General features: G+C 37.7%; 21 protein-coding genes and 1 tRNA gene. 9 read left to right on the plus strand and 13 right to left on the minus strand.

All coding sequences use genetic code 11. The features are described from left to right. Positions 1-8: 8 nt before the first annotated feature. The 3 genes from P9B04_RS21575 to grrA (P9B04_RS21585) form a co-directional block, all read right to left on the minus strand. The gene (locus P9B04_RS21575; RefSeq protein ID WP_446718029.1) at positions 9-410 is read right to left on the minus strand and encodes a radical SAM protein; all 402 of its coding nucleotides are present in this window, start codon (positions 408-410) and stop codon (positions 9-11) included. Positions 411-419: 9 nt separating this feature from the next. Next, a complete protein-coding gene (grrA, locus tag P9B04_RS21580) occupies positions 420-812 on the minus strand; it encodes a GrrA/OscA1 family cyclophane-containing rSAM-modified RiPP (RefSeq protein ID WP_342057025.1) in 393 nt (130 codons plus the stop codon). A 68-nt stretch (positions 813-880) separates the two neighbouring features. Further along, entirely contained in the window at positions 881-1261 is a 381-nt protein-coding gene (grrA, locus tag P9B04_RS21585; protein WP_342057026.1) for a GrrA/OscA1 family cyclophane-containing rSAM-modified RiPP, read from the minus strand. 155 nt (positions 1262-1416) lie between these two features. Between grrA (P9B04_RS21585) and grrP the strand changes: the two genes are divergently transcribed. Beyond that, entirely contained in the window at positions 1417-2310 is an 894-nt protein-coding gene (gene grrP / locus P9B04_RS21590) for an extracellular substrate binding-like orphan protein GrrP (RefSeq protein WP_342057027.1), read from the plus strand. 68 nt (positions 2311-2378) lie between these two features. Here grrP and panB read toward each other — a convergent pair whose 3' ends face one another. The 5 genes from panB to P9B04_RS21615 form a co-directional block, all read right to left on the minus strand. Beyond that, positions 2379-3152: a 3-methyl-2-oxobutanoate hydroxymethyltransferase gene (gene panB, locus P9B04_RS21595; RefSeq protein WP_342057028.1), complete on the minus strand. Its 774-nt coding sequence runs from the start codon at positions 3150-3152 to the stop codon at positions 2379-2381. A gap of 82 nt (positions 3153-3234) precedes the next feature. Next, complete coding sequence (bchM, locus tag P9B04_RS21600) at positions 3235-3924, minus strand: magnesium protoporphyrin IX methyltransferase (RefSeq protein ID WP_342057029.1); 690 nt, start codon at positions 3922-3924, stop codon at positions 3235-3237. Positions 3925-4067: 143 nt separating this feature from the next. Further along, complete coding sequence (locus tag P9B04_RS21605; protein WP_342057030.1) at positions 4068-4793, minus strand: Stp1/IreP family PP2C-type Ser/Thr phosphatase; 726 nt, start codon at positions 4791-4793, stop codon at positions 4068-4070. A gap of 176 nt (positions 4794-4969) precedes the next feature. Then, entirely contained in the window at positions 4970-6655 is a 1686-nt protein-coding gene (locus P9B04_RS21610; protein WP_342057044.1) for an ABC1 kinase family protein, read from the minus strand. Positions 6656-6786: 131 nt separating this feature from the next. After that, the gene (locus P9B04_RS21615; protein WP_342057031.1) at positions 6787-7107 is read right to left on the minus strand and encodes a DUF6825 family protein; all 321 of its coding nucleotides are present in this window, start codon (positions 7105-7107) and stop codon (positions 6787-6789) included. 151 nt (positions 7108-7258) lie between these two features. Here P9B04_RS21615 and P9B04_RS21620 point away from each other — a divergent pair. Then, a tRNA-Leu gene (locus P9B04_RS21620) sits at positions 7259-7340 on the plus strand. A 68-nt stretch (positions 7341-7408) separates the two neighbouring features. Here the strand turns inward: P9B04_RS21620 and P9B04_RS21625 are convergent. After that, on the minus strand, positions 7409-8374 hold the full coding sequence (locus P9B04_RS21625; RefSeq protein ID WP_342057032.1) for a protochlorophyllide reductase: 966 nt from the start codon (positions 8372-8374) through the stop codon (positions 7409-7411). Between the two features lie 504 nt (positions 8375-8878). Here P9B04_RS21625 and P9B04_RS21630 point away from each other — a divergent pair. The 4 genes from P9B04_RS21630 to P9B04_RS21645 all read left to right on the plus strand — a co-directional run bounded on the left by P9B04_RS21630 (position 8879) and on the right by P9B04_RS21645 (position 14817). Continuing rightward, positions 8879-9091, plus strand: coding sequence for a hypothetical protein (locus tag P9B04_RS21630; protein WP_342057033.1), 213 nt, complete (start codon positions 8879-8881; stop codon positions 9089-9091). An 87-nt stretch (positions 9092-9178) separates the two neighbouring features. After that, entirely contained in the window at positions 9179-12157 is a 2979-nt protein-coding gene (locus P9B04_RS21635) for an S-layer family protein (protein ID WP_342057034.1), read from the plus strand. Positions 12158-12215: 58 nt separating this feature from the next. Then, positions 12216-13856, plus strand: a complete 1641-nt coding sequence (locus P9B04_RS21640) for a ShlB/FhaC/HecB family hemolysin secretion/activation protein (RefSeq protein WP_342057035.1) — start codon at positions 12216-12218, stop codon at positions 13854-13856. Between the two features lie 88 nt (positions 13857-13944). Then, on the plus strand, positions 13945-14817 hold the full coding sequence (locus P9B04_RS21645) for a bile acid:sodium symporter family protein (RefSeq protein ID WP_342057036.1): 873 nt from the start codon (positions 13945-13947) through the stop codon (positions 14815-14817). Positions 14818-14838: 21 nt separating this feature from the next. On the opposite strand, the gene P9B04_RS21650 is transcribed toward P9B04_RS21645, so the two are convergent. Next, positions 14839-15993, minus strand: coding sequence for a DUF58 domain-containing protein (locus P9B04_RS21650; protein WP_342057037.1), 1155 nt, complete (start codon positions 15991-15993; stop codon positions 14839-14841). A gap of 187 nt (positions 15994-16180) precedes the next feature. Between P9B04_RS21650 and P9B04_RS21655 the strand changes: the two genes are divergently transcribed. The 3 genes from P9B04_RS21655 to recG all read left to right on the plus strand — a co-directional run bounded on the left by P9B04_RS21655 (position 16181) and on the right by recG (position 19764). Beyond that, positions 16181-16753, plus strand: a complete 573-nt coding sequence (locus tag P9B04_RS21655; protein ID WP_342057038.1) for a hypothetical protein — start codon at positions 16181-16183, stop codon at positions 16751-16753. Positions 16754-16774: 21 nt separating this feature from the next. Then, complete coding sequence (locus P9B04_RS21660) at positions 16775-17158, plus strand: hypothetical protein (RefSeq protein WP_342057039.1); 384 nt, start codon at positions 16775-16777, stop codon at positions 17156-17158. 146 nt (positions 17159-17304) lie between these two features. Beyond that, complete coding sequence (gene recG, locus P9B04_RS21665; RefSeq protein ID WP_342057040.1) at positions 17305-19764, plus strand: ATP-dependent DNA helicase RecG; 2460 nt, start codon at positions 17305-17307, stop codon at positions 19762-19764. 302 nt (positions 19765-20066) lie between these two features. On the opposite strand, the gene P9B04_RS21670 is transcribed toward recG, so the two are convergent. The 3 genes from P9B04_RS21670 to P9B04_RS21680 all read right to left on the minus strand — a co-directional run. Further along, positions 20067-20630 (minus strand): GntR family transcriptional regulator, encoded by a 564-nt coding sequence (locus P9B04_RS21670; protein ID WP_342057041.1) that lies wholly within the window; start codon positions 20628-20630, stop codon positions 20067-20069. 17 nt (positions 20631-20647) lie between these two features. After that, positions 20648-21796: an alpha-D-ribose 1-methylphosphonate 5-triphosphate diphosphatase gene (locus tag P9B04_RS21675; protein WP_342057042.1), complete on the minus strand. Its 1149-nt coding sequence runs from the start codon at positions 21794-21796 to the stop codon at positions 20648-20650. A gap of 29 nt (positions 21797-21825) precedes the next feature. Continuing rightward, positions 21826-22197, minus strand: a 372-nt coding sequence (locus P9B04_RS21680; RefSeq protein WP_342057043.1) for an ATP-binding cassette domain-containing protein, incomplete at its 5' end; no start/stop codon positions are given.

Raw genomic sequence — 22197 nt, forward strand, 5'->3', positions numbered from 1 at the left:
CGATCGCATTAAATAGTTTCCTCCCAGTGTACCTCATGAGTATGGGAAATGCTATTAGTTTGGATCGAATGATAAATAGGAACTGCTCCATAGTTATATTTTTGATTAGCAATTTGAATTTTTTTAAATACTTCTTTATAATAAGAAATAGGAACGGCAAGAGGTTCCCCTGCGTGCCAACAAATATCAACAAATTCTCCCACAAAAGGACTAGTAAAAATTGCCTTAAAAATGGGTTCAATCAAGTCAAGGGATAACCTTTCTTTTAAGTCCCGATTCGGTAAATAACAATAATCACAATCTAAGTTACAAAAAGGAGTGGGTTGAATAACAACTAAATTAATTGGTCCAAACGAAGAAATATCAAGAGAGTTATTATTATGAATATTTATAGGTAAATTTATCGTCATCTTTTTTCCTTACCAACGATTAACAAATCCCCCGTTGCGCCAACCACCCCCGCGGTTAACAAAACCTCCACCACCATAACGATTATAAAAGCCACCTCCATTACGCCAGGGACTTCTATTTACAAAACCTCCTCCTCCATGACGATTTGCAAAACCTCCCCGATATCCATTACCCCAACTACCTCTACGGCCATTTCCCCAACCTCTTGCTATTAAATCTTCATTTCTGTTATTTGAATTGTCAATTCCTATTTCCTTAATTTTCTCTGTTAAACGAGAAAGGCGATTTTCTATAGTTCTCTCATTATGAGATGAAACACCGTAACTTTCGGCAACAGATGCGGTTAAAATAGACACAGCTAAAACTAGTCCAACACAACTAATTTTTGTCGTAATCTGCAACGTTTTATCTCCTAAATTGAACAACAAATATAGAAAAAATATCAAATAAAAAACTTTTTTTTAATCTATCAATAACGGTTGTAAAATCCACCACCGTTTCGGAAAGGACTCCTATTAACGAAACCGCCACCACCGCTATTAACAAAACCGCCACCTCCATTACGGAAAGGACTTCTATTAACAAAACCGCCACCACCCCGATTAACAAAGCCGCCACCGCCACCACGATTAGCAAACCCTCTAACTAATAAGTTTTCGTCTTCTATGGGTAAAGTATTGATAGTTTCTATTTCTTGCTTTTGTATCGCTTTGGTAATACGCAATAGCCGATATTCAATATTATTAGTAGTGTGGCTAGCAGTTGGTTGTTGAGCATTGGTGTTTGTTGCTGAAACACTCAATGTTGATACAGCTAACAAAAAGCCCATGAAAGTAACTTTTGTAGTCATTGGTACATTTTTTACTAGATAATATAATTCTCCTAAAGACTATAGCAAAAAAAGACTTTAATTACCATTATTGTTAAATTTGTTTACCCTTTATTTACAAATTGACCAAAATTGAGTAAAAATTTTAGTGTTTCTTCCGATTAAGGCAAAAAACCATGTATAAAAAATTACCATTGATTGCTTTGAGTTTAATTACCGCCTTAACTTTTTCTAGTCAAAGCTTGGCGGAGACAGTTATAGAAAGAGTGGCAAGAACAGGAGTATTAAATGTTAGTACAAGAATTGATTTAGTGCCTTATGCTTATGTTAATGATCAAGATGAATTAGTCGGTTATTCTGTGGAAGTAATCGAATTAATTAGGGAAAATTTAGCCAAAGAATTAGGAAGAGATGTTAAAATCAAAGTTATTGTTGATGACACCTTAGATGAAAGAATTACCAGTGTTTTGAATCGGGAAGTTGATATTGCTTGTGACACAGTTTTTACATGGCAAAGGGATAGATTTGTCGATTTCTCTTTAGCTTATGGAATCTCTGGTATTAAAGTTTTAGTCAAGGAAAATAGTAATTTATCTTCTCCAGAATCATTTAAAAATAAACGAATTGCTATTATTGAGAATATTATGCGTCCAGATGCTATTAAGGTAATTGAATCCCAAGTTACTATTGTTAATGTTGATAGCATAGAGGCAGGTATTAGAGCTGTCGAAGAAGGAGAAGCGGATGGTTTTGCGTTTGATGGAACCATTTTAGAGGGAATGCGACAAACTTTAGAACAACCAGATGAATACAAAGTAGTTCCCGATGAATCCTATTTCCGACATGGAATTGCCTGCATGGTCCCAGAACAAGACTCAACTTTTTTAAATTTAGTTAATTTAAGCATTGGTAAAATGATGGATGGTTATATCAATAACAATCCTCGTTATTTAGAAATAGTTAATCGTTATTTTGGAGAAGATGGAATTGTTCCTATTGAACCCCAAAGAATTAAAGATTTTTTTGAAATGATTATTATTACTCGCGAGCAAGTTCCCCCAGAACAATAAGCGAGATGAAGTTTATTCTACTCAAAAGTTTCATTTGCTTTTTGGAGCAGATTGGAAACTATTTGAATTTAGGGAAACTCTCTTTCTCGAACCTCCTGAGAAAAGTTATTAATTGCTTTAGTAATAATTTCTTTTAAATTTACATAAGATTTAGCAAAAGGCGGTTGTTTTTCTGATAATCCTAATAAATCTGCCGTCACTAACACCTGTCCATCACAATCTGACCCTGCACCAATTCCAATAGTAGGAATATCTAACTTAGTGGTGATTATCCTCGCAAGCTTAGCCGGAATATGCTCTAAAACAATCGCAAACGCTCCAGCTTCCGATAAAGCGATCGCTTCTAATAAAATACGTTCAGCTTCAGCTTCGGTGGTCCCTTGTTGACGGTAGCCCAAACGATTTACCGACTGAGGGGTTAATCCCACATGACCCATTACAGGAATGCCAATATCACTCAGACGGGCAACGGTTTCCACTGCAGCAGGATGTCCCCCTTCTAGTTTAACCCCTTGTACTCCTGTTTCTTTCAAAGCCCTTCCTGCTGCACGAATAGCTTGACTAGTGCTTTCTTGATAGCTAAGAAAGGGTAAATCACACACAACCAAAGCCCGTTCGACTCCGCGACGGACAGCTGCTGCGTGGTGTAACATTTCATCTAGAGTAACTGGTAAAGTGGTTTGATATCCTAAGGCTACCATCGCCAAGGAGTCTCCCACCAAAATAATATCAACACCAGCCATATCTAGTATCTGAGCAAAAGCATAATCCCAAGCGGTTAAAGCGATAATGGGACGGCTTTGTTGTTTCCAGGTAATTAATTGCTGCGTTGTCAGTGCCATCACATCCCCCCCAATTTACCAATATTTAGGGGCTTAATAGATTAAGCCCCTACAGCGCACAATCATTGTTTAGTGGCTTATCCTATTGTTTAACCGCCTCGAGAATTCGAGAATAGTAAAAACGAGTGCTAGTCATGTCTTTCCGTTGAATGGTAAAGCCGCTTTTCTCTAATATTTCTATGATATCCTTTTCTCGGTGTTGATAAGCCCGAGTCGTTTTACTTGGACCAGGGAAAAATTCACCAATCTTTTTGAGAAGGGTTAAACAAAGGGTTTTTGGTGCAAAACTAAGGATTAAGCGATTTTCAGCCAAAGATGCTAAATGATTAATCATTTTAGCCGCATCTTCGGTGGGATAATGAATCAATACATCTAGGCAAATAACTGTATTATATTCACCGCTCAAGCCTTCTAAATCTTGTACCACAAAGGTTACATTGCTGATATCTTTCAGGACTTTCTCAGCCCTTTCTTGAGCTTCTGTAACCATTTTTTCAGAAATATCACTGGCAAAAATTTTTGCGCCTTCTTGTGCCAGAGGAAGACTTAAACTACCAACCCCACATCCAGCATCGCAAATGGAGAGATTATCGAGATTCCCATCAGCTTTTAGCCAGCCTACTACTGTATCGATGGTTTGTTGATGTCCGAGGCGAATATCCTTTTGAACTTTATTGACTTCCCCATCACCATAAATTCTACGCCAACGGTCAAATCCTGTGGCGTTAAAGTAGTCTTTGACAATGGTTTTATCATCAGTGGTGGTATTCATGGATTGAGGAGGGTTTTTTAAGCACAACTCCTTATTGTAACTTGACTCGGTGCTGTTAGGTTGAACTTAGCTTGTTTAAAGGTGAGTTCTTTATCAACGGTTCGATGTTATCACCTATCTAGAGTTTCTTTCAGAAAGACACCCTAATTTTGCATAACAATAACAACGGTAATATTGTCGGAACCACCACCATCCTTAGCCGCTTCTACTAAGTTTCTAGCAATGTCGTCACAGGATTCGCTGTGGTCAAAAATCTCTTGAATACCTGGGTCAGCAACTTCTTCTGTTAAGCCATCACTGCATAACAATAAGCGATCGCCTGATTGAATATCGAGTTCCCCAATTTCCGGCTTCTGGGTATCTTTACGCCCCAAACATTGAAATAAAACGTGCCTTCCTGGGTGAGTTTTCGCTTGTTCTGCGTCGATGTCTCCCATTCTTAAAGCCTTGGCAACCCAGGTATGGTCTTCGGTTATTTGTTCCAATTTACCCTCACGAACCCGATATAGGCGAGAGTCCCCCACATGAGCTATTAGAGGTTGTTCTCCGCGGAATAAGACAACTACTGCCGTTGTTCCCATTTCACCTCTTTCGGGGTGACTTTGTTGGTCCTCTAATATACCTTCATTTGCCTTTAAGATTGCTTCCTCTAAAATGTCATGGGAAGAGGTTTCAGAATCCCAATACTGCTCTAGATATTCCTTAATGCGTTGGGTGGCAATTAAACTAGCTTCTTGTCCTCCGGCGTGACCACCCATGCCATCTGCGACCACAAAGAAACGCCCTTCAGGATCGATGTAATAGTTATCTTGATTGACCGATCTCAACAGTCCTTGGTCGGTTAGACCTGTGAAGCGACGATTCATCATTGGTGAGTTGGTTAATTGAAATATACAGTGGTAGTTTGTTCTGTAACTAAAGTGTTGGCAAAACTCCCTACCTAGTAAAATATTATCAAAAAATCTTCTGTTGGTCATCATTAAACAAATGATAACTCTAGTTATAAGATTTTTTGGGTAATTCCCACATAGTTTGCCAACAACACCTAAAACATTTTATCTAAACGGTTAATGCGACGCAGAAGACGAATGAATCCCCATCCAGGAACTAAAGCTAACACAATAGTGATGATCGCAGTTCTAATGTAATCGTTGATAAATAAAAGTGTTCCAGAAACAACCAAGGCACTGAAAAATATGCTGTAGTTAGTTGCCATTTGCATCATACCTAAGCGGCGTAATAGACGATCAGATTCTACAGAACGTACCCTTAGACGAATATCTCCCCGATCCAATTTTCCGATGGTGTCGTCTATCCGTCTTGGTAAACTGAAAGCTGTGTTGCTTACCTGGGTCGCCTGACGGGTTATCTCATCTATAATACTGTTACCGGTATTGCCATCTAGATCTGCCACTAAGTCTAAAGCGAAGGGTTGCGCTACTTCCATAAAGTTAAAGTTAGGGTCTAAGCCTTTGCCTACCCCTTCTAGAGTGGAAAAAGCTCGCATTACAAAGGTGAAAGTAGCAGGGAAGCGAAAGGGCTGATCATAAGCAATTTCATACAGATCGTCACTGATAGCGGCTATAGATTGTTCCTCAAAGGGTTTATCCATGAAGTTATCTAACATGAATTGTATGGAACGACGTACGGGCCCCATATCATCCGTGGCACTCAACGCACCTAATGCCACTAAGGAAGATACAACCCGATCGCCGTCTTTTTGAGCAATACCAAAAAGGGTGTCCATCAATTTTTCTCTGACATTGGTGTTGATGCGCCCCATCATGCCAAAATCGTAGAAAATTAGCGACCCGTCCGTATCCACTGCAATGTTCCCCGGGTGGGGATCGGCGTGAAAAAAGCCGTCGTTGAGTAGTTGACACAAATACGCTTTTGCCCCTAATCTTGCCAGCAACTTACGGTCTAAACCTGCTGCCTCTAATCCTTCATAGTGGCTAATCTTAATGCCTGGAAGGTATTCTAAGGTAAGCACACGGGGAGAAGTATATCTCCAATACACCCTTGGTACTTTTACCCAATCCTCTCCCCTAAAATTGCGACGAAAGGTATCGGCATTTTGGCCTTCGTTAAGATAATCTGTTTCTTGCCAAAGAATCTTACAGCATTCTTCGTAAATACCAATCCAATCTCTACCTTTACCCCATTTTGGATGATTTTGAAAATAGTAAGCTATCTTCTTCAGAATTGCTAGATCGATTGTAAACAGTTCTTTTAGCCCAGGTCGTTGTATTTTGACAACCACTTCTTCCCCAGAATAAAGCTTAGCCTTATGAACCTGACCTAAACTAGCTGCGGCGATGGGAACGGGATCAAAATTACGAAAAAGCTGAGATAAAGACTTTCCTAGGTCTTTTTCAATAATCTTACTCACCTGTTCGTAAGTAAAGGCAGGAACTTCGTCTTGCAACTTAGAAAGTTCTTCAACGTACTCAGCCGGAAATAAATCCGCACGGGTGGAAAATAGCTGTCCTACTTTAATAAAGGTAGGACCCAAATTCAGCAAGTTTTCTCGTATCCACACCGCTTGGACTTTACGTCTGGCGGCTAATTTTTCCTGGGTAAAACCTCCTTTATAGCTCCATTTTTTACCATTGCGCCAAAAACGGAACAGCAATGAAAGAACGAACCGCCAAATATCTAGGCGACGGCGTGCAATGGAGTAATTTTCGCGGTTCCAACGGTATTTCTCAGCCGTTTGTAGTTGGGTGATGCTCCTGGGGACAGAAGCACCCTTTTTTTTGACTAGGGATGATTTGGTGTTCGATGACAGGGCAGACACTCGGTTTATTTGGGGTTTACTAACTTGGGCTTTTATATTAATTTTAAAAATTTGGCAAAGAATTAGGCTTTTTGATCGCGATAATTCTTTAATTCTGCTCTAAGACGAGCAATCTCCGCTCTTAAGTCGTCAATAGTTTCTTGGAGATCTACAGGAGAATCTTGATCAGTTGTGGTGGTACTGGTGCTAGTGCTACCTTGGGCAACCTCTTTCTCAGCACGCGCTTGTACTTCTTCTATAAACTGACGGAGGTTTTCCCGTTGTTCGGCATCAAATTTCCCTAACTCACTCAAGGTATTGGTTAGAGATTCTTCTACTTTCTCGCCGACAACTTCGGCAAAGGCTCGGCCTAAAAAGAAGGCGTGGAGAACAGGATTACTCATCTGATAAACTTTATTAACGCTTTCGTAACAGATTATATCTTGCTTCCTGAAAAAATGTCTTTTGAACTCTTAAAACAATGATTTTTATTTTAATTTTGGGATTGTTTTTAGATAAATGTGTGCTATAGTTAAGTTTGGAATGTGCTAACGAGCGGATGTGGTGGAATCGGTAGACACGCACGCTTGAGGGGCGTGTGGCTCACGCCATGCGAGTTCAAGTCTCGCCATCCGCATTAATTTTTTAAGCACCAGGTTTTTTAGGAAAATCGAGTTATGAGTTAACTCGATTTTTCCATTATGCTCAAGCGAGTCCGACTAGTTTTTGGCTAAGGTCCCACATCTGTTCTGCTTTGGCTTCATCTTGAGCTTGGGGGGACACCTTCTGAACAAAAGCGTCTTGGCGATCTTTTTTCTGACGGTTTCCCCAACTCCAATAAGATCCAGACTGACCGTATTCTGATTTTGTAACCACATCAGCGACTCTCTCTCCGGCTAGTTCTTGGGAAACATAACCTCCTGTAATATTCTTTTGGAACCAAGGGAAGATTTTTTGGAAGAGAGGATAATGGTTACGGAACAAAGGAGTATCTGCTACACATCCTGGGTACAGAGAAGTAAAAATAATCCCTGTACTTTCGTGATAGCGTCGATGAAGTTCTCTCATAGTAAGAACATTACAAACCTTACTATCCTTATAAGCTTTCACTGGTTCAAACTTCTTGCCATCAACCATAGAAATAGGTTCTTGGAACCCTTCAGCAAACCCCTCTAGATTACCTAAGTCTGGACGAGGGGGAATTTTTCCACCTAGTTCATTAGGATTATGGGTAACTGTTCCTAAGATAACAACCCGTTTTTCCGATACAGGCGATTTTTTAAGATCCTCTAACATTAAATTACAGAGGAGAAAATGTCCCAAATGATTAGTGGTCATACTTAATTCATAGCCTTCGGGACTCCGCAAGGGTTCTTTTAGTAAAGGCATATAAATAGCTGCATTGCAGACCAAAGCATCAACGGATTTACCAGTGGTACGAAAATCATTAACAAACTGTCTTACACTATCTAAGTTACCTAAGTCGATGTGCATTACAGTGTAGCTATTCAGTGGTATTCCTAAAGACTGGGCTACTTGATGAGCTTTTGGCTGATTGCGACAAGCCATAACAACGTGCCAACCCCTATTCGCTAAAGCTTTGGCCGCATATAAGCCTACTCCCGATGACGCTCCCGTAATCACGACTGTTGAACGGTTATTCTCTACCATTATAGATTGCGACTCCGAAAAGATTTTATGTGATTCAGTTATTCAGTGTTCAGTTACCGGTTATCAGTTATTATCACCGTTTACTGTCTGCTGCTCAATACTTCTATGGTAACAAAAATGAGGCTATTACCGTAGTCACTCAGAAACTGTGATTGAGACATTGATATAGATGTGGGTTAAATCACATATCTATATCAATGTCTATTTACAATACTTTACAGTTAAAAATAATTGATTTTCCTTAAAGAATTTAGGTGGATTCAGACTAAGTGTAAAAGCATAGATAAAAATATCTAAAGGAGTTTACCGAGTTTCTAACTTTTTTGCGTAAACTATGTATAAACCCCATGCTTGTACATGGAGCATATACTTAAGTTCTCCTACGTAAATGACCAACAAACCTTTTTTTTGTAATTCACGCATTTATTCGGTAACTTTTTTCCAAGAAACAAAATAATATAAAAACATAAAGAAAATATAAAGAAAACAACAGGAGCCAAACCAATGACATTCAACAAAACCTTCGCCACTATCTTAACCTTTGCTTTAACCACTGGTATCAATGTTGCTGCATTCGCTTCACCTATTAATGTTGAAACCATGAAAGAAAACAGAATTGAAACAACTGAAAATGATAATAAGTCTGATAAAAATACTAAGCCTTCTCAAGAAGGTTCTCAAGGTAATAAGTGCAGTTACTCAAACCCTTGGTGCTAGAAAACTAGGCAACTGGCTAAGATTGTTAACCAGAAAAAAAGTATGATTATAATAGGGTCAAATAAAGTTTTCATCTAACTGATCCTTATGCAAACCCTTCATATAATCAAATACTTATATCCTTGTATTGTCACTAGTGGTATCATTGTTAGCCAAACTATAATAGCACCAAACGTACTAGCCCAAATTTCTACAGATAATACAGTTGGAACGAAAGTTGAATTCATAAACCAAGATCAAGTATTTACTATTAGAGGTGGCCAATCAAGAGGAGGTAATCTGTTCCATAGTTTTGAACAGTTTTCTGTTCCCAACGGCACTACAGCTAGTTTTCAGAATTACTCAACTATTAAGAATATTATCAATCGTGTCACAGGACCTTCATTGTCTAACATTGAAGGGATAATCAGGGCTAATGGTGTAGCTAATTTTATTCTCATAAACCCCAATGGTATTACCTTCGGTGCTAATGCTCAAATAAATATCAAAGGCTCATTCCTCGCAACCACTGCTGAGGGTATGATCTTTGCTGATGGGGTAGAGTTTAGCTCTAATAACGTAGAACCTAACCCAATGTTAACTATGAGTTCCCCTGTGGGATTACAATTTGGTTCCAATCCAGGAACAATTGTAAATCAGGCAAAAAATCTTGTACCCCAAGAAACAAGTGGGGTAACTTTTGCTTTTGTAGGTGGTGACCTCGACTTCTTAGGTGCAGAACTAAGTTTAAATCAAGGAAGGGTGGAGTTAGGAAGCGTAGGGAAGAATAGTCAGGTCAGACTAAGTATAACTGAGGTGGGATTTGAATTAGCATATCAAGGGGTTAATACATTCCAAGATGTTACTTTATCCGAGGGAACTAAAATTGAGGGAAAAAACCTACCAATTCAAGTAACAGGTCGGAATATTGTCTTAAACGAATCAGAAATTAAAACAACAACAGAAAATGCAAATACAGCAGGAAACATTATCATCAATGCTTTCGATGATGTTACTTTATCCGAGGGAACTAAAATTGAGGGAGAAAACCTACCAATTCAAGTAACAGGTCGGAATATTGTCTTAAACGAATCAGAAATTAAAACAACAACAGAAAATGCAAATACAGCAGGAAACATTATCATCAATGCTTTCGATGATGTTACTTTATCCGAGGGAACTAAAATTGAGGGAGAAAACCTACCAATTCAAGTAACAGGTCGGAATATTGTCTTAAACGAATCAGAAATTAAAACAACAACAGAAAATGCAAATACAGCAGGAAACATTATTATTAATGCTTTAGAGTCTTTTCAAATAATTGGAGGTCAAACCTTAGCTGAAGTAGGTCCGAATGCTACTGGGAATGGTGGTGATATTGTTGTAAATACAAAAAACCTACTCTTACGAGAAGGAGCAGCGATCTTATCCGGCACTGGGGGAATAGGAGATAGTGGTTCATTAGAGATAAATGCTTCAGAATCAATTGAGTTAATTGGAACAAGCTCTTCTAGTGCGACTTTGTTGGGAACTAATACCCTTAATTCAGGAAATGGCGGATCAACCATCATCAATACTAAACGCTTAATGCTACAAGATGGGGGACAAATTCAGGCTATTACTACAATGGAAGGAAATGGAGGAACTATTGATATAAATGCGACTGAATTTATACAAGTTAGTGGTAGTGGAATAGTTAGAGATCGTAATGCTGTAGCCCTGAGTCGCATTACTACTGAAAGTGGATTTGAAGATAGAAGAAGACCGGGATTCAGTCCTGGAGGCAATGTTAATATCGAAACTAATCAATTAAGCGTCACAAATGGTGGAGTTATTTCAGCAGCTAGTTTAGGTTTAGGAAATGCAGGAAACGTTAATATTACAGCGAATTCTATTTTTTTGGATAATCAAGGATCAATTACAGCATCATCTGAAGGAACAGGAAACGCAGGAAACTTAACCATTGATACTAACCAGTTAACGGTTAATAATGGTTCAGAAGTCGCTGTTAGAAGCATTGGCATAGGTCAAGGGGGAAATTTAACCCTTAATGCACAATCTATTTTTTTGGATGAGAAAAGTCAACTTACTGCTACCACCGAGCCTTTAGACCCTAAAACTGCCTTAGAATTGGGGTTTGATCCAGAAGTTTTAGAATTGGATAATGCTTTAGCTAATGCAGGTAGTTTAACCATCATCACCGATAATCTTACTGTTAATAATGATTCAGAAGTAACAGTTAGTAGCTTTGGCTTAGGAAATGCAGGGAATGTTGATATACAAGCTCAAGATGTATTGTTAGATAACAATAGTCGCTTGTCTGCTGAAACTGCATCAGGGGAAGGAGGTAACATTAACCTCGATGTTGAGGGATTTTTGAGTTTACGTCGTGATAGCGATATTTCTACTACCGCAGGAACTACAGGAGGATTGGGTAATGGAGGAAACATAGATATTAATGCCCTGTTTATTCTGACGGTTCCTGCAGAAAATAGCGATATTTTTGCCAACGCTTTCCTAGGCAGTGGAGGAAACATCAACATCGACGTAGCCGGGGTTTTTGGGATCGAAGAACGGGAAAGATTAACCCCCCTCAGCGACATCACCGCTAGTTCTCAGTTTGGTCAAGTGGGAAATATTGGTATTAATCGCCCGGACGTTGATCCACAAAGAAGTTTAGTTAAATTACCAGATGAAGTAGTGGATACCAATAACCTGATTGTAGATGCTTGTCGTCTCGGGGAAGCCTTAACTAGAGGGGAATTTACCATTGAGGGAAGGGGTGGTTTACCCTCCAACCCCAACGAAGGAGTGGAGAATCCTACAGGATTAACAGAATTAGGTTATCCTAATATTGACCAATTGAACACTCAACCCACGAATCAAGAACCTCCTTCTCCTCCATCCGAGGAGTATCGCAATCAAAACGACACACACACAACTACCATTGTGGAAGCACAGGGATGGATAGTTAATGCTGATGGTAATGTTGTGCTAACAGCAAAAGCACCTACTGTGACCCCTCAGAGTCCTGGTTTAAATCCTGCCACCTGTCATGATCTGTCACACCATAATTCGTCTCCCTAACCTATTTTATTGGCTTTTTTGTGTTTTCTGCTTAACTGGGGTGTTTACTGCTAAATCAATGGCTCAGCCTTTTGATAACAGTCCTATTCCCCCTACTACTGTTCCTGAGTTACCCCAACCTGCTCCTTTACCCGATATCCCCTTAACCCCTCCTGATGTTACCCCTGCACCCACAGAGGAATTGTCACCCGACATTCCTGGGACTATTACGGTTAAACAGTTTCGTTTTGAGGGTAACACCGCTTTTGGTGCAGAGGAATTGAGGGATGAGGTTCAAAGTTTTGTTGATCGCCCTTTGAGTTTTGCAGAGTTATTAGAAGTGCGATCGGTTATTACCCAGTATTATGTAGATAGGGGTTACCTTACTTCTGGGGCGTATATTCCCCCCCAAACTATCGAAAACGATACGGTCACAATTAAAATTGTCGAGGGTAAACTAGAGGAAATTAGAGTTACAGTTGAAGGTAAACTCGATCCCAATTATGTCAAGGATCGCTTAGCGTTGGCAGGAAAAGCCCCCTTAAATGTTCCTCGTTTGGTAGAATCTTTACAAAGACTACAATTAGACCCTATTATCGACAGTATTTCCTCTCAACTAACCCCGAGTCCCCGTCCTGGTAATAACATTTTAGTGGTGGAAGTTGTCTCGGCGCGCTCTTTTCGTCCTAGTTTTCTCTCCGATAATGGACGTAACCCACAAGTCGGGGAAATTCGTAGGGGGTTCAACATAGCTGAAAACAATTTGTTGGGAATAGGCGATCGAGCTAGTTTTAGCTATTTTAACTCAGATGCCAGTGAAGACGTAGAAGTTACTTATAGGGTTCCCGTTAATGTTTACAACGGAACCGTTGAGGTAGGATATCGAAATTTAACTGGAGAGATTATCGAGGAACCTCTGGATATTTTAGAGATTAATTCTGATTATCAAAAGTATTCTTTTCGCCTTCGGCAGCCTATTATTCAAACCCCGTTACAAGAGTTTGCTCTAGGATTAGATTTTGAGCATCAGAAAAGTAAAACTCTATATTTAGAGGGACTCCCTTTTCCTTCTCGGGGTTCCGATACCAATGGAAGAACCCATATTTCTACTATTAGATTCTATCAAGAATGGGTGGGAAGAACGGCAACCCAGGTAGTATCAGCTAGATCACAACTGGACTGGGGTGTTGAAGCATTGGGTACTACTAGACCTTTCGATTTAGCTGTTAACCCTGATACCCCTTACAGTAATTATTTTTTATGGCGAGGTCAAGCCCAGTGGGTTAAATTATTAGCCGAGGACACTTTATTTGTGTTAAGAAGCGATGTACAGCTTGCAGATCGCCCTATTGTTTCTTTAGAACAATTTTCCTTGGGGGGGATAGGAAATGTTAAAGGGTATCGTCAAAATTCTTTGTTAACGGATAACGGTATTTTTGCAGGAATGGAATTACGTTATCCTGTCTATCGTCTCCCTAAAAATAATTTTGTGGTGCAACTTGTTCCTTTTTTAAACTATGGTCAAGGATGGAATACTGGGGATGTTGCTGATCCACCTATTAATGAATTAGCATCTGTTGGTGTCGGGTTACAGATACGATACGGGGATTTTTTTAATGCACGTATTGACTGGGCTAACCCATTAGGAAAAGACCTATTTCGAGACGGTAATTCTTTACAGGACGATGGCATTTTTTTTACCATTACCATTAGTCCATAGTTGCAGTTAGATTGACTCTTTTTTCCTAAAATCCACCAAATTTATCAAAGTCTTGTTAAGATAGCGAAAAGTTTTGTGTGTATTTTTTATGGAGTCTAATTTTCTTTCGGCTATATTTCTTCCCCTGGCCCTATTTATTATTATGATTGGCATGGGTTTAACCCTAAAAGTTATGGATTTTCAGCGGGTTTTGGTTGAACCAAAGAGTGTATTATTTGGTTTAATTGCTCAGTTAATTATTTTACCTATTGTTGGTTTTTTCTTAGCTGGAATCTTCCCTTTAACCCCAGAGTTAGCAGTTGGAGTCGTTATCTTAGCTACTTGTCCAGGGGGGGCAACATCTAATTTAATTAGTTATTTGGTTCGGGGTAATGTGGCTTTATCTGTTACTTTAACAGCTATTAGTAGTCTGATCACTGTTGTTACTATTCCTCTAATAATTAATTTAGGAATGCAGACATTTATGGCAACAGACACCGCTTTACGCTTACCTGTCTTAAAAACAATAATTCAAATTGCTGTGATCGTATTTATTCCTATTTGTCTGGGGATGTTAGTCAACCATTATCAACCAAGAATAGCAGCTAAACTTGAGAAAATTGTTAAATGGCTATCCTTATCTTTTTTAGGCTTAATTATTTTCGCTTTATTAGTTGAAGGACGGGCCACTTTGCTGTCTTCTTTGTTACAGGTTGGAGGGGTTACTTTAAGCTTAAATTTGCTGACCATGTTTCTCGGATATACCCTTGCTACCATAGCTAAACTTGACCATAAAAGTGTCAAAACTATCACTGTAGAAGTGGGTATTCAAAATGGAACACTAGCTATTACTATTGCTAGTGTTTTGTTAAATTCTCCCACTATGGCTATTCCTGCTGGTATCTATAGTTTACTGATGTTTGTTACTAGCGCAGCATTTGCTTTATTAGTCCGTAATGGTAAGGTTTTTTCTGTACAATAACTATTACAAAAAATACTCAAATTACTGGGGAATTTTCTGTAGTTGGGTTTGTAAAGATGTGTTCGGACTAATGGCAATACCCCTTAAAGTTTTACCCATAAAACTAGCAATTTTATCCCCTTCTTGGGGGAATAAAAGCCAGCGACTTCCTGGGGGTAAACTATCAAAAGTGGCAGGATTTTCCGTGATCCAAATTAGGGGCATTTTTGGTAATGTCTGTTGGCGATCTTCTTCTTTATTCACAGCAGCTAATGTTTCCAAAACGGGACGATCACCATAAATAAGTCCCGTTTTAGCTGTCCATAATTTAACGTTTAATTGGGCCCGTGTAGCGTAAAAATATAAAGAAGCGGCTGCAATTACCCCTTCCTCGAAGTTATTATCTAACCAGGAAGAACCACTATCTAAACAAATAATAATATCTTCTCCCCCAGTGATAACTTCTAGTTCCCGTACCTGGAACTCGTCGTATTTAGCACTGCTACGCCAGTGAATCATACGCATGGGGTCCCCATAACGATAAGGACGTAAGGCTTTGGTAACCCCTTCGTTAGCCCCTTGAAAACGGCGATCGCTTTGTCGGTTGTCTCTTTCTTCTTGTCCGATGGTATCAATGAGAGGACAGTGATTCAAGGGTAAAATCTGCGGATAAACCACTGCTTTAGCGGGGACTTGTTGACTACGACGACACCAAAATAACCCCAACGGTGAACCACTGCGTAACTCTACCTCATGCCAATGATAAACCCCTCTTTGTTGAGTTGGCAGGTAATAAGTCCAATGGTGTTCCCCTTGGGGGATAATAGTTTCAATGGGGGTTTTTTGGGGATCATCCATAGCCAGAGGCACAAAATCCCAGATTTGAAGCAAATTTTTCGGAGATTTTGACCTATTTTCAATGATGACTTCCACTGCGAGATCATCCCCTGCACTGACGGGGTTGAGGGGATGGCGACGGACTTGTATTTGAGACAGCGATCGCACCGAAAGGAAAGCCCCTAATATTAATAAAGCGACAATAGTGCCGCTTAAGACATATAACCATCCAGCCATTGTGTTAGTGGCTGCCCCAAAGAAACATAGGGCTAATACTGCTAATAACCAACCACTGAAAGCGGGGGTTGTCCAATGGGTTTCTAACCAGTCTGTAAGAAAAAATTTGCCTTTTTTCGCCATAATATTTAGTGGGGTGTGGCGTTTTCTTTATTCTTTATTTGATCATAGCAAGGATTGGTTATTAAAAAAATTAAGTTTCTAGTTATGAAGTTTAATTAACTTAGGGTTAATGATGTGAGGTGTGTCACTGTCATTGGTGATAAAAAATACTATGCTTTATGTTGTTGAATTATAAAGCAGTTTTCAGATGACTATTGATATTGATACTCGAGTAAAAGATGTTTATAAATTAGCAAAGACTTATCCTAATAATGCAGAATTACAAGAAGCAGTTGGGATAGTTAAAACTTTAAGACGTTCCCGAGGTCAACTAGTATATCGGAGTGAACAACATAAAATAGATAAGAAAAAGTTAAAGGCTGAAATTGTTACCCTTTCAAAAGAAAATCAAGAGTTAGAGGTACAAATTAAGATAAAATATGAAACTATTGAATTGTTAAAGTCTGAGTTAACACAGATTAATGAACAAATGACACAATTAACTCAGGAAAAACAGAGAATGATAGCTCAGAGAGATAGGGTCGTTGCTCAATTAAGAAAAATTGAAACAGAGGTTGAAATTGCTACTATCAAAGTCAGGGAAACAAACGATTTATTCCAGAAATTTAGTATTATTTGGACATTAATTCAGTCATTATTTTTTACAGCTGATGATCAGCAAGGTTATGGTAGAATAGATAACAAACTGCCCAATTTTAAAGATAAGCCTCAAATGGGAACAAGTCCTGCTGATATTGGTAGAAACCTATCAGATAAATAATGATTATCAAGAGTAAAAATTATGTCAAGGTTTGGTAAATTAATCGAAGAGTTAGAAGATTTACGGCAACAAGATATTAAAAATTCTGCTCATGTATTTTCAATTACAGCAACATTACATAGTCGTTTGCATGAATTATTGGAAACTGTTGAAAACCCTAATAAAGCTCTTCCTAAAAAGAAAATTGACCAAGAAGAATTAGTTAAGCGTTATGGAAATTATAACAATGCTCATGCTGCTTATCAGAAAGCTTATGGGATAAAATGTAAGAGAGGCTGGAAGTATTTTCTAGAAGCTATTGAAGGATTATCTCCACCCATGTCTTTGGAGGAAAGAGTAGATAAACTAGAAGAAGCGGTTAGGATATTAGTAAAAGCATTGCTCGAAGATGAGACAACAAAGTGAGTTAATCATGTAATAAGAAACTTTCTATAGACTTGATACCATAGAACTTGACTCGGAATTATTAACTTATTCAGTAAATAATTTATCAAAAAACATAAGAAAAATGTGTCACAATAAAAGTCCAGGTGTTAACTCCGTAGATAGCTATGGCCGCAGGAAATATTGACTGGATACGCTTAGATAAAGCCCTTTCTATAGAAGCAGAAAAAGGATTCACTAATTTACAGGGTAATCAATATCAGTTTAATGAATTTTTGTGCCTAAGTTTTGGAGAAAACCCTCCTATTGGTACATCAACAAGTGATCGCCGTCGTTGGCAAGATTTGGCTAATCAATATGCTCATTATCCTAACTTAACCATAGCACAAAGAAAGACTTTGATTAGTCAAACCCGTCAGTTTTTGTATACGCTGAGAAAAAGTTTAGAAACATCAACAAAACCTCAATCTCCAAAGTTAGCAAAAACTAAAGCTATTACAGATAAAAAAACATCACTGCGTCCTATTACTTTGGAGCAATCTTTAAGTATTTTAGCAGAAGTAGGTTATAAAAGAGGGGAACTCCTCAAAAAGTTAGGTTTATATACAGTAAGAGATATTCTATTTTATTATCCTCGGGATCATATTGATTATGCTCGTCAAGTGTCTATTTCTGATTTAGTAGCAGGGGAAACAGTAACTATAGTAGGAACGGTTAAAAGGTGTAATTGTTTTACCAGTCCCAAAAACAAAAAATTAAGCATTTTTGAGTTGATTTTGAAAGATCATACAGGACAAATTAAACTTAATCGTTTCTTTGCTGGCGCAAGATTTACTAATAGAGGATGGCAAGAAAAACAAAAAAGATTGTATCCTCTGAGTGCAATAGTTGCCGCTTCAGGTTTAGTAAAACAAAACCGTTATGGAGTGACATTAGACAATCCAGAAATTGAGGTTTTAGATAGTTTAGGTTCAAATATAGATTCGATTAAAATTGGTCGAGTTCTACCTGTATATCCTTTAACAGAGGGGGTTGGTGCTGATTTAATTCGTAAAGCAATTATTGCTAGTTTAGAGGCCATTAAACAGATAAGAGATCCTTTACCCAGAGTATTAAGAGAAGAATACGGACTAATGGGATTAAAAGAAGCTATTAGTAACATTCATTTTCCTGAAACTCCCGAATTATTAGCCCATGCAAGACGACGTTTGGTATTTGATGAATTCTTCTATTTACAATTAGGTTTTTTGCAACGCCGCCAAGAACAAAAACAGATTCAGCGTAGTGCAGTTTTTACACCTCAAGGTAAATTAATCGAGCAATTTAGTAACACTTTACCTTTTAGATTAACCAATGCTCAAGAGCGAGTTATCAATGAAATTTTGGAAGATTTAAACTCAATCACTCCGATGAACCGCTTAGTACAAGGAGATGTGGGTGCAGGAAAAACAATTGTTGCTGTTTTTTCTATTTTAGCAGCCTTACAATCTGGTTATCAAGCGGCATTAATGGCACCAACAGAAGTATTAGCAGAGCAACATTATCGTAAATTAGTACCTTGGTTTAACCAACTTTACTTACCTGTAGAACTATTAACAGGTTCCACAAAAAAAGCAAAAAGAGAAGAAATACATCGTCAATTAATCACAGCAGAATTACCTCTTTTAGTAGGAACTCATGCTCTAATTCAAGACCCTGTAAACTTCCAAAAATTAGGCTTAGTTGTCATCGATGAACAACATAGATTTGGGGTACAGCAAAGAGCTAAACTATTAGCAAAAGGTAAATCTCCCCACGTTTTAACTATGACTGCTACTCCGATTCCTCGAACTTTAGCATTAACTTTGCACGGGGATTTAGATGTAAGTCAAATCGATGAATTACCCCCCGGAAGACAAGCTATTCAAACAACAGCGTTAACAGGAAAAGAACGAACTCAAGCTTATGATTTGATTCGTCGAGAAGTTGCTCAGGGACGACAAGTTTATATTATTTTTCCCATGATTGAAGAATCAGAGAAATTGGATGTAAAAGCGGCAACAGAAGAACATACAAAATTGTCTGAAAAAGTCTTTCCTGACTTTAATATTGGACTATTACACGGACGAATGAGTTCAGCAGAAAAAGACGAAGTTTTAACCGCTTTTCGAGATAATCAATATCAGATTATTGTCTCAACAACCGTCATAGAAGTTGGTGTAGATGTTCCCAATGCAACCGTTATGTTAATCGAAAATGCGGAACGGTTTGGACTCTCACAACTTCACCAATTAAGAGGTAGAGTAGGAAGAGGTTCTCACAAGTCTTATTGCCTATTAATGAGTAGTAGTAAAACCCCTGATGCAAAGCAAAGATTAAGTGTTTTAGAACAGTCACAAGATGGTTTTTTTATCTCAGAAATGGACTTAAGATTCCGTGGTCCAGGAACAGTTTTAGGAACCCGTCAATCAGGTTTACCTGACTTTGCATTAGCTAGTTTAGTCGAAGATCAAGAAGTGCTAGAACTAGCAAGACTAGCAGCAGAAAAAATAATTATATCCGATAAAAATTTAGGGAGTTTACCTTCATTAAAAAAAGAATTAGAAACTCGGTATAAAAAGTTAATGGGAGGAGAAATATTGACCTGATTATCATCTATATAATCCAGTTTACTTCCAAAAATACAATATAAATAAAATAATAAGAGTTGACACAACACTATGACATAGATATGATAAAAAATTTTTGTATTTCTTATATTTTTTAAATATTTAATATCAACTATTGTTTGAAAATTTCTTTTCTAATTGTTTTCAGTAATTTTCTTTCTATCCTTAACTATAGCAGACTCACTACGAATTGCTATGGTTTGATTTTAATTTTTGGAGAACGGAAGTCTTTTCTTCCTCCATCGAACTCACGTTTTTTTATACCAGGAGGAAAAGAAATCTCATCTGTAAGGACTAATATTATATTTACTTTTTAATAGTTTATAAATTGAATTAGTCTGATAGACTAGGCTTGATAATTTAGGACATTTTCTTTCAATAAAATAGGAAGTGCTTAAGCATAAAGGAGTAATTTCGTTATCATTAATTTCTTCTGTACAAAAAAAAGCAGAACGAATACTTTTTATTTTAAAAACAAGTTCATCTTGAGCAATTTCAAGACTATTAGCAACATTAAAAGGGGCTGGTATCAATTTAGAACTAATTATTTTTAAACAAGGTAAGTAACCTATTTCTATCAGATTTTGTGTAAAATTAGATTGAGGATTAAGAAAATAATTCAGTTTATTCTCTTTAACAAAAGTGCCACTACCTTGACGGCGATAAACCAAATTCTTTTTAACTAAAACATCTATTGCTTGACGAATAGTTGAACGATTAACTTCGTATTTCTCCGCTAACTTTTTTTCAGAAGGTAATGCATCATTAGCATTATATTTCTTTTGATTAATGTCTCCAATTAAATAATCAGCCATTTTTTGATATAAGAATTTTTTTTGCTTCATAAGTTAAATAAATTATGTCAATTCTCATAACAACAACCATAAATATTAACACCATTTACCCATGTTTGAGTCACTTGGGGTAAATTATTAACCATTTGGACTGCAATCAAATCGGCTCTTTTCCCCAGAGTAATGTCACCACGATCGTCTAATAAAAGTGCTTTGGCCGGATTAGCCGTGACAAGAGAAATGGCTTCTGGTAAAGTTAAGTGAGCTAAGGTTGGCAGACGAAAAGCTGCCGTTAATAAAGTAGCAGGAGAATAGTCAGAGCATAAACAACTAGCAACATTATGGGTAATAGCTGAAATAGCTTTCATCGAACCACTTTGACTTTTACCACGTAAAATATTGGGTGCGCCAAAGACAGTATTTAAACCCATTTCAATTGCTTTTTTTGCAGTGTCTAAATTAATAGGAAATTCGCTAATTGTAATGCCTAAATTTGTCATTGTTTCTATTCTTTCTTGTGTATCATCATCATGGGAAGCAATAGCTACATTATGGAGATGAGCTTTAGTTACAAGGGTTTTAATTCTTTCTTGGGCCCCTTGTGCATTATCTAATTTTTTTGCTACCATTACATCAGTTTCAGACTCAGTTTTTTTATAGGTGTTTCTCAAATAATCTCGATACGCTTGTAAATCTTTAAATTGTCCTTGTCCTGGTGTATGATCCATTAAAGAGAATAAATGCACACTATCTTCTCCTAATAATTTTAAAAGAATAGGTAAACTGGTAGGATCGGTGATTTCATAACGACAATGAACCCGATTATCTACTAAGGCAAACAGTTGATATTGATGAATTTTACTAACAATTTCTGCTGCCATTTCATTATTTCTTACTCCTAATTCTTCATGAGCAAAAGAAATACTATGAAATGGTGTCGTAATACCAGTGAGCGCATTTTTTCGATCAATTTGAGCTATGGCAAAATCCAAAGGAAAGAATGTATTTGCCCTAGGTTCAATTTCTTTTTCTATGGCATCACAATGAGCATCAATCATCCCCGGCATTAAATATTGTCCCTGTAAATTAATTTCTTTTACATTAGTAGGTGTATCAGGATTAATTGCCATAATTACTCCATCTTCAACTAGAAGAGAAGCAGATTCTAATACTTTATCTTTGAGAATAATTTTAGAATTTGTAAAGTAAGTTTTCATCGTTTTTTGCCTCCAATAATTAATTAGTTTTACTTACTCAAAACTTCGCTAGCAATATGTCTATTTTCAGAGGATAACTTAACTTCAAAATCAGCTAAATGTGAAACTAAATCGGGATCATGGAGAATAATTAAAATTGCCGTTCCAGATTTTTTAATCCGTTCAATAATTTTAACAACTCTTTCCACGGAAGCTTTATCTAAACTAGCTGTAGGTTCATCCAAAAGTAAAAGACGAGGTGAAAAAATCATACCTCTGGCAATATTTACCCTTTGTTTTTCTCCTCCTGAAAACGTACTAGGGGACAAATTCCATAATCTTTCAGGGAGTTTTATTTCTGCTAAAAGATTTTTGTATCTTCTCAAAAAGCCAGGGGTCACTCGCTGCGAAAACTTAGGCCA

Source organism: Crocosphaera sp. Alani8 (assembly GCF_038442745.1).
GTDB lineage: Bacteria > Cyanobacteriota > Cyanobacteriia > Cyanobacteriales > Microcystaceae > Crocosphaera.

Coding starts and splice junctions, on each gene's coding strand:
- P9B04_RS21635 (WP_342057034.1), top strand. CDS start 9,179: ATGCAAACCCTTCATATAATCAAATACTTATATCCTTGTATTGTCACT.
- P9B04_RS21670 (WP_342057041.1), bottom strand. CDS start 20,630: ATGAAGCAAAAAAAATTCTTATATCAAAAAATGGCTGATTATTTAATT.
- grrP (WP_342057027.1), top strand. CDS start 1,417: ATGTATAAAAAATTACCATTGATTGCTTTGAGTTTAATTACCGCCTTA.
- P9B04_RS21615 (WP_342057031.1), bottom strand. CDS start 7,107: ATGAGTAATCCTGTTCTCCACGCCTTCTTTTTAGGCCGAGCCTTTGCC.
- bchM (WP_342057029.1), bottom strand. CDS start 3,924: ATGAATACCACCACTGATGATAAAACCATTGTCAAAGACTACTTTAAC.
- panB (WP_342057028.1), bottom strand. CDS start 3,152: ATGGCACTGACAACGCAGCAATTAATTACCTGGAAACAACAAAGCCGT.
- P9B04_RS21645 (WP_342057036.1), top strand. CDS start 13,945: ATGGAGTCTAATTTTCTTTCGGCTATATTTCTTCCCCTGGCCCTATTT.
- P9B04_RS21655 (WP_342057038.1), top strand. CDS start 16,181: ATGACTATTGATATTGATACTCGAGTAAAAGATGTTTATAAATTAGCA.
- recG (WP_342057040.1), top strand. CDS start 17,305: ATGGCCGCAGGAAATATTGACTGGATACGCTTAGATAAAGCCCTTTCT.
- P9B04_RS21625 (WP_342057032.1), bottom strand. CDS start 8,374: ATGGTAGAGAATAACCGTTCAACAGTCGTGATTACGGGAGCGTCATCG.
- P9B04_RS21605 (WP_342057030.1), bottom strand. CDS start 4,793: ATGATGAATCGTCGCTTCACAGGTCTAACCGACCAAGGACTGTTGAGA.
- P9B04_RS21640 (WP_342057035.1), top strand. CDS start 12,216: ATGGCTCAGCCTTTTGATAACAGTCCTATTCCCCCTACTACTGTTCCT.
- P9B04_RS21630 (WP_342057033.1), top strand. CDS start 8,879: ATGACATTCAACAAAACCTTCGCCACTATCTTAACCTTTGCTTTAACC.
- P9B04_RS21575 (WP_446718029.1), bottom strand. CDS start 410: ATGACGATAAATTTACCTATAAATATTCATAATAATAACTCTCTTGAT.
- P9B04_RS21650 (WP_342057037.1), bottom strand. CDS start 15,993: ATGGCGAAAAAAGGCAAATTTTTTCTTACAGACTGGTTAGAAACCCAT.
- grrA (WP_342057026.1), bottom strand. CDS start 1,261: ATGACTACAAAAGTTACTTTCATGGGCTTTTTGTTAGCTGTATCAACA.
- P9B04_RS21660 (WP_342057039.1), top strand. CDS start 16,775: ATGTCAAGGTTTGGTAAATTAATCGAAGAGTTAGAAGATTTACGGCAA.
- P9B04_RS21675 (WP_342057042.1), bottom strand. CDS start 21,796: ATGAAAACTTACTTTACAAATTCTAAAATTATTCTCAAAGATAAAGTA.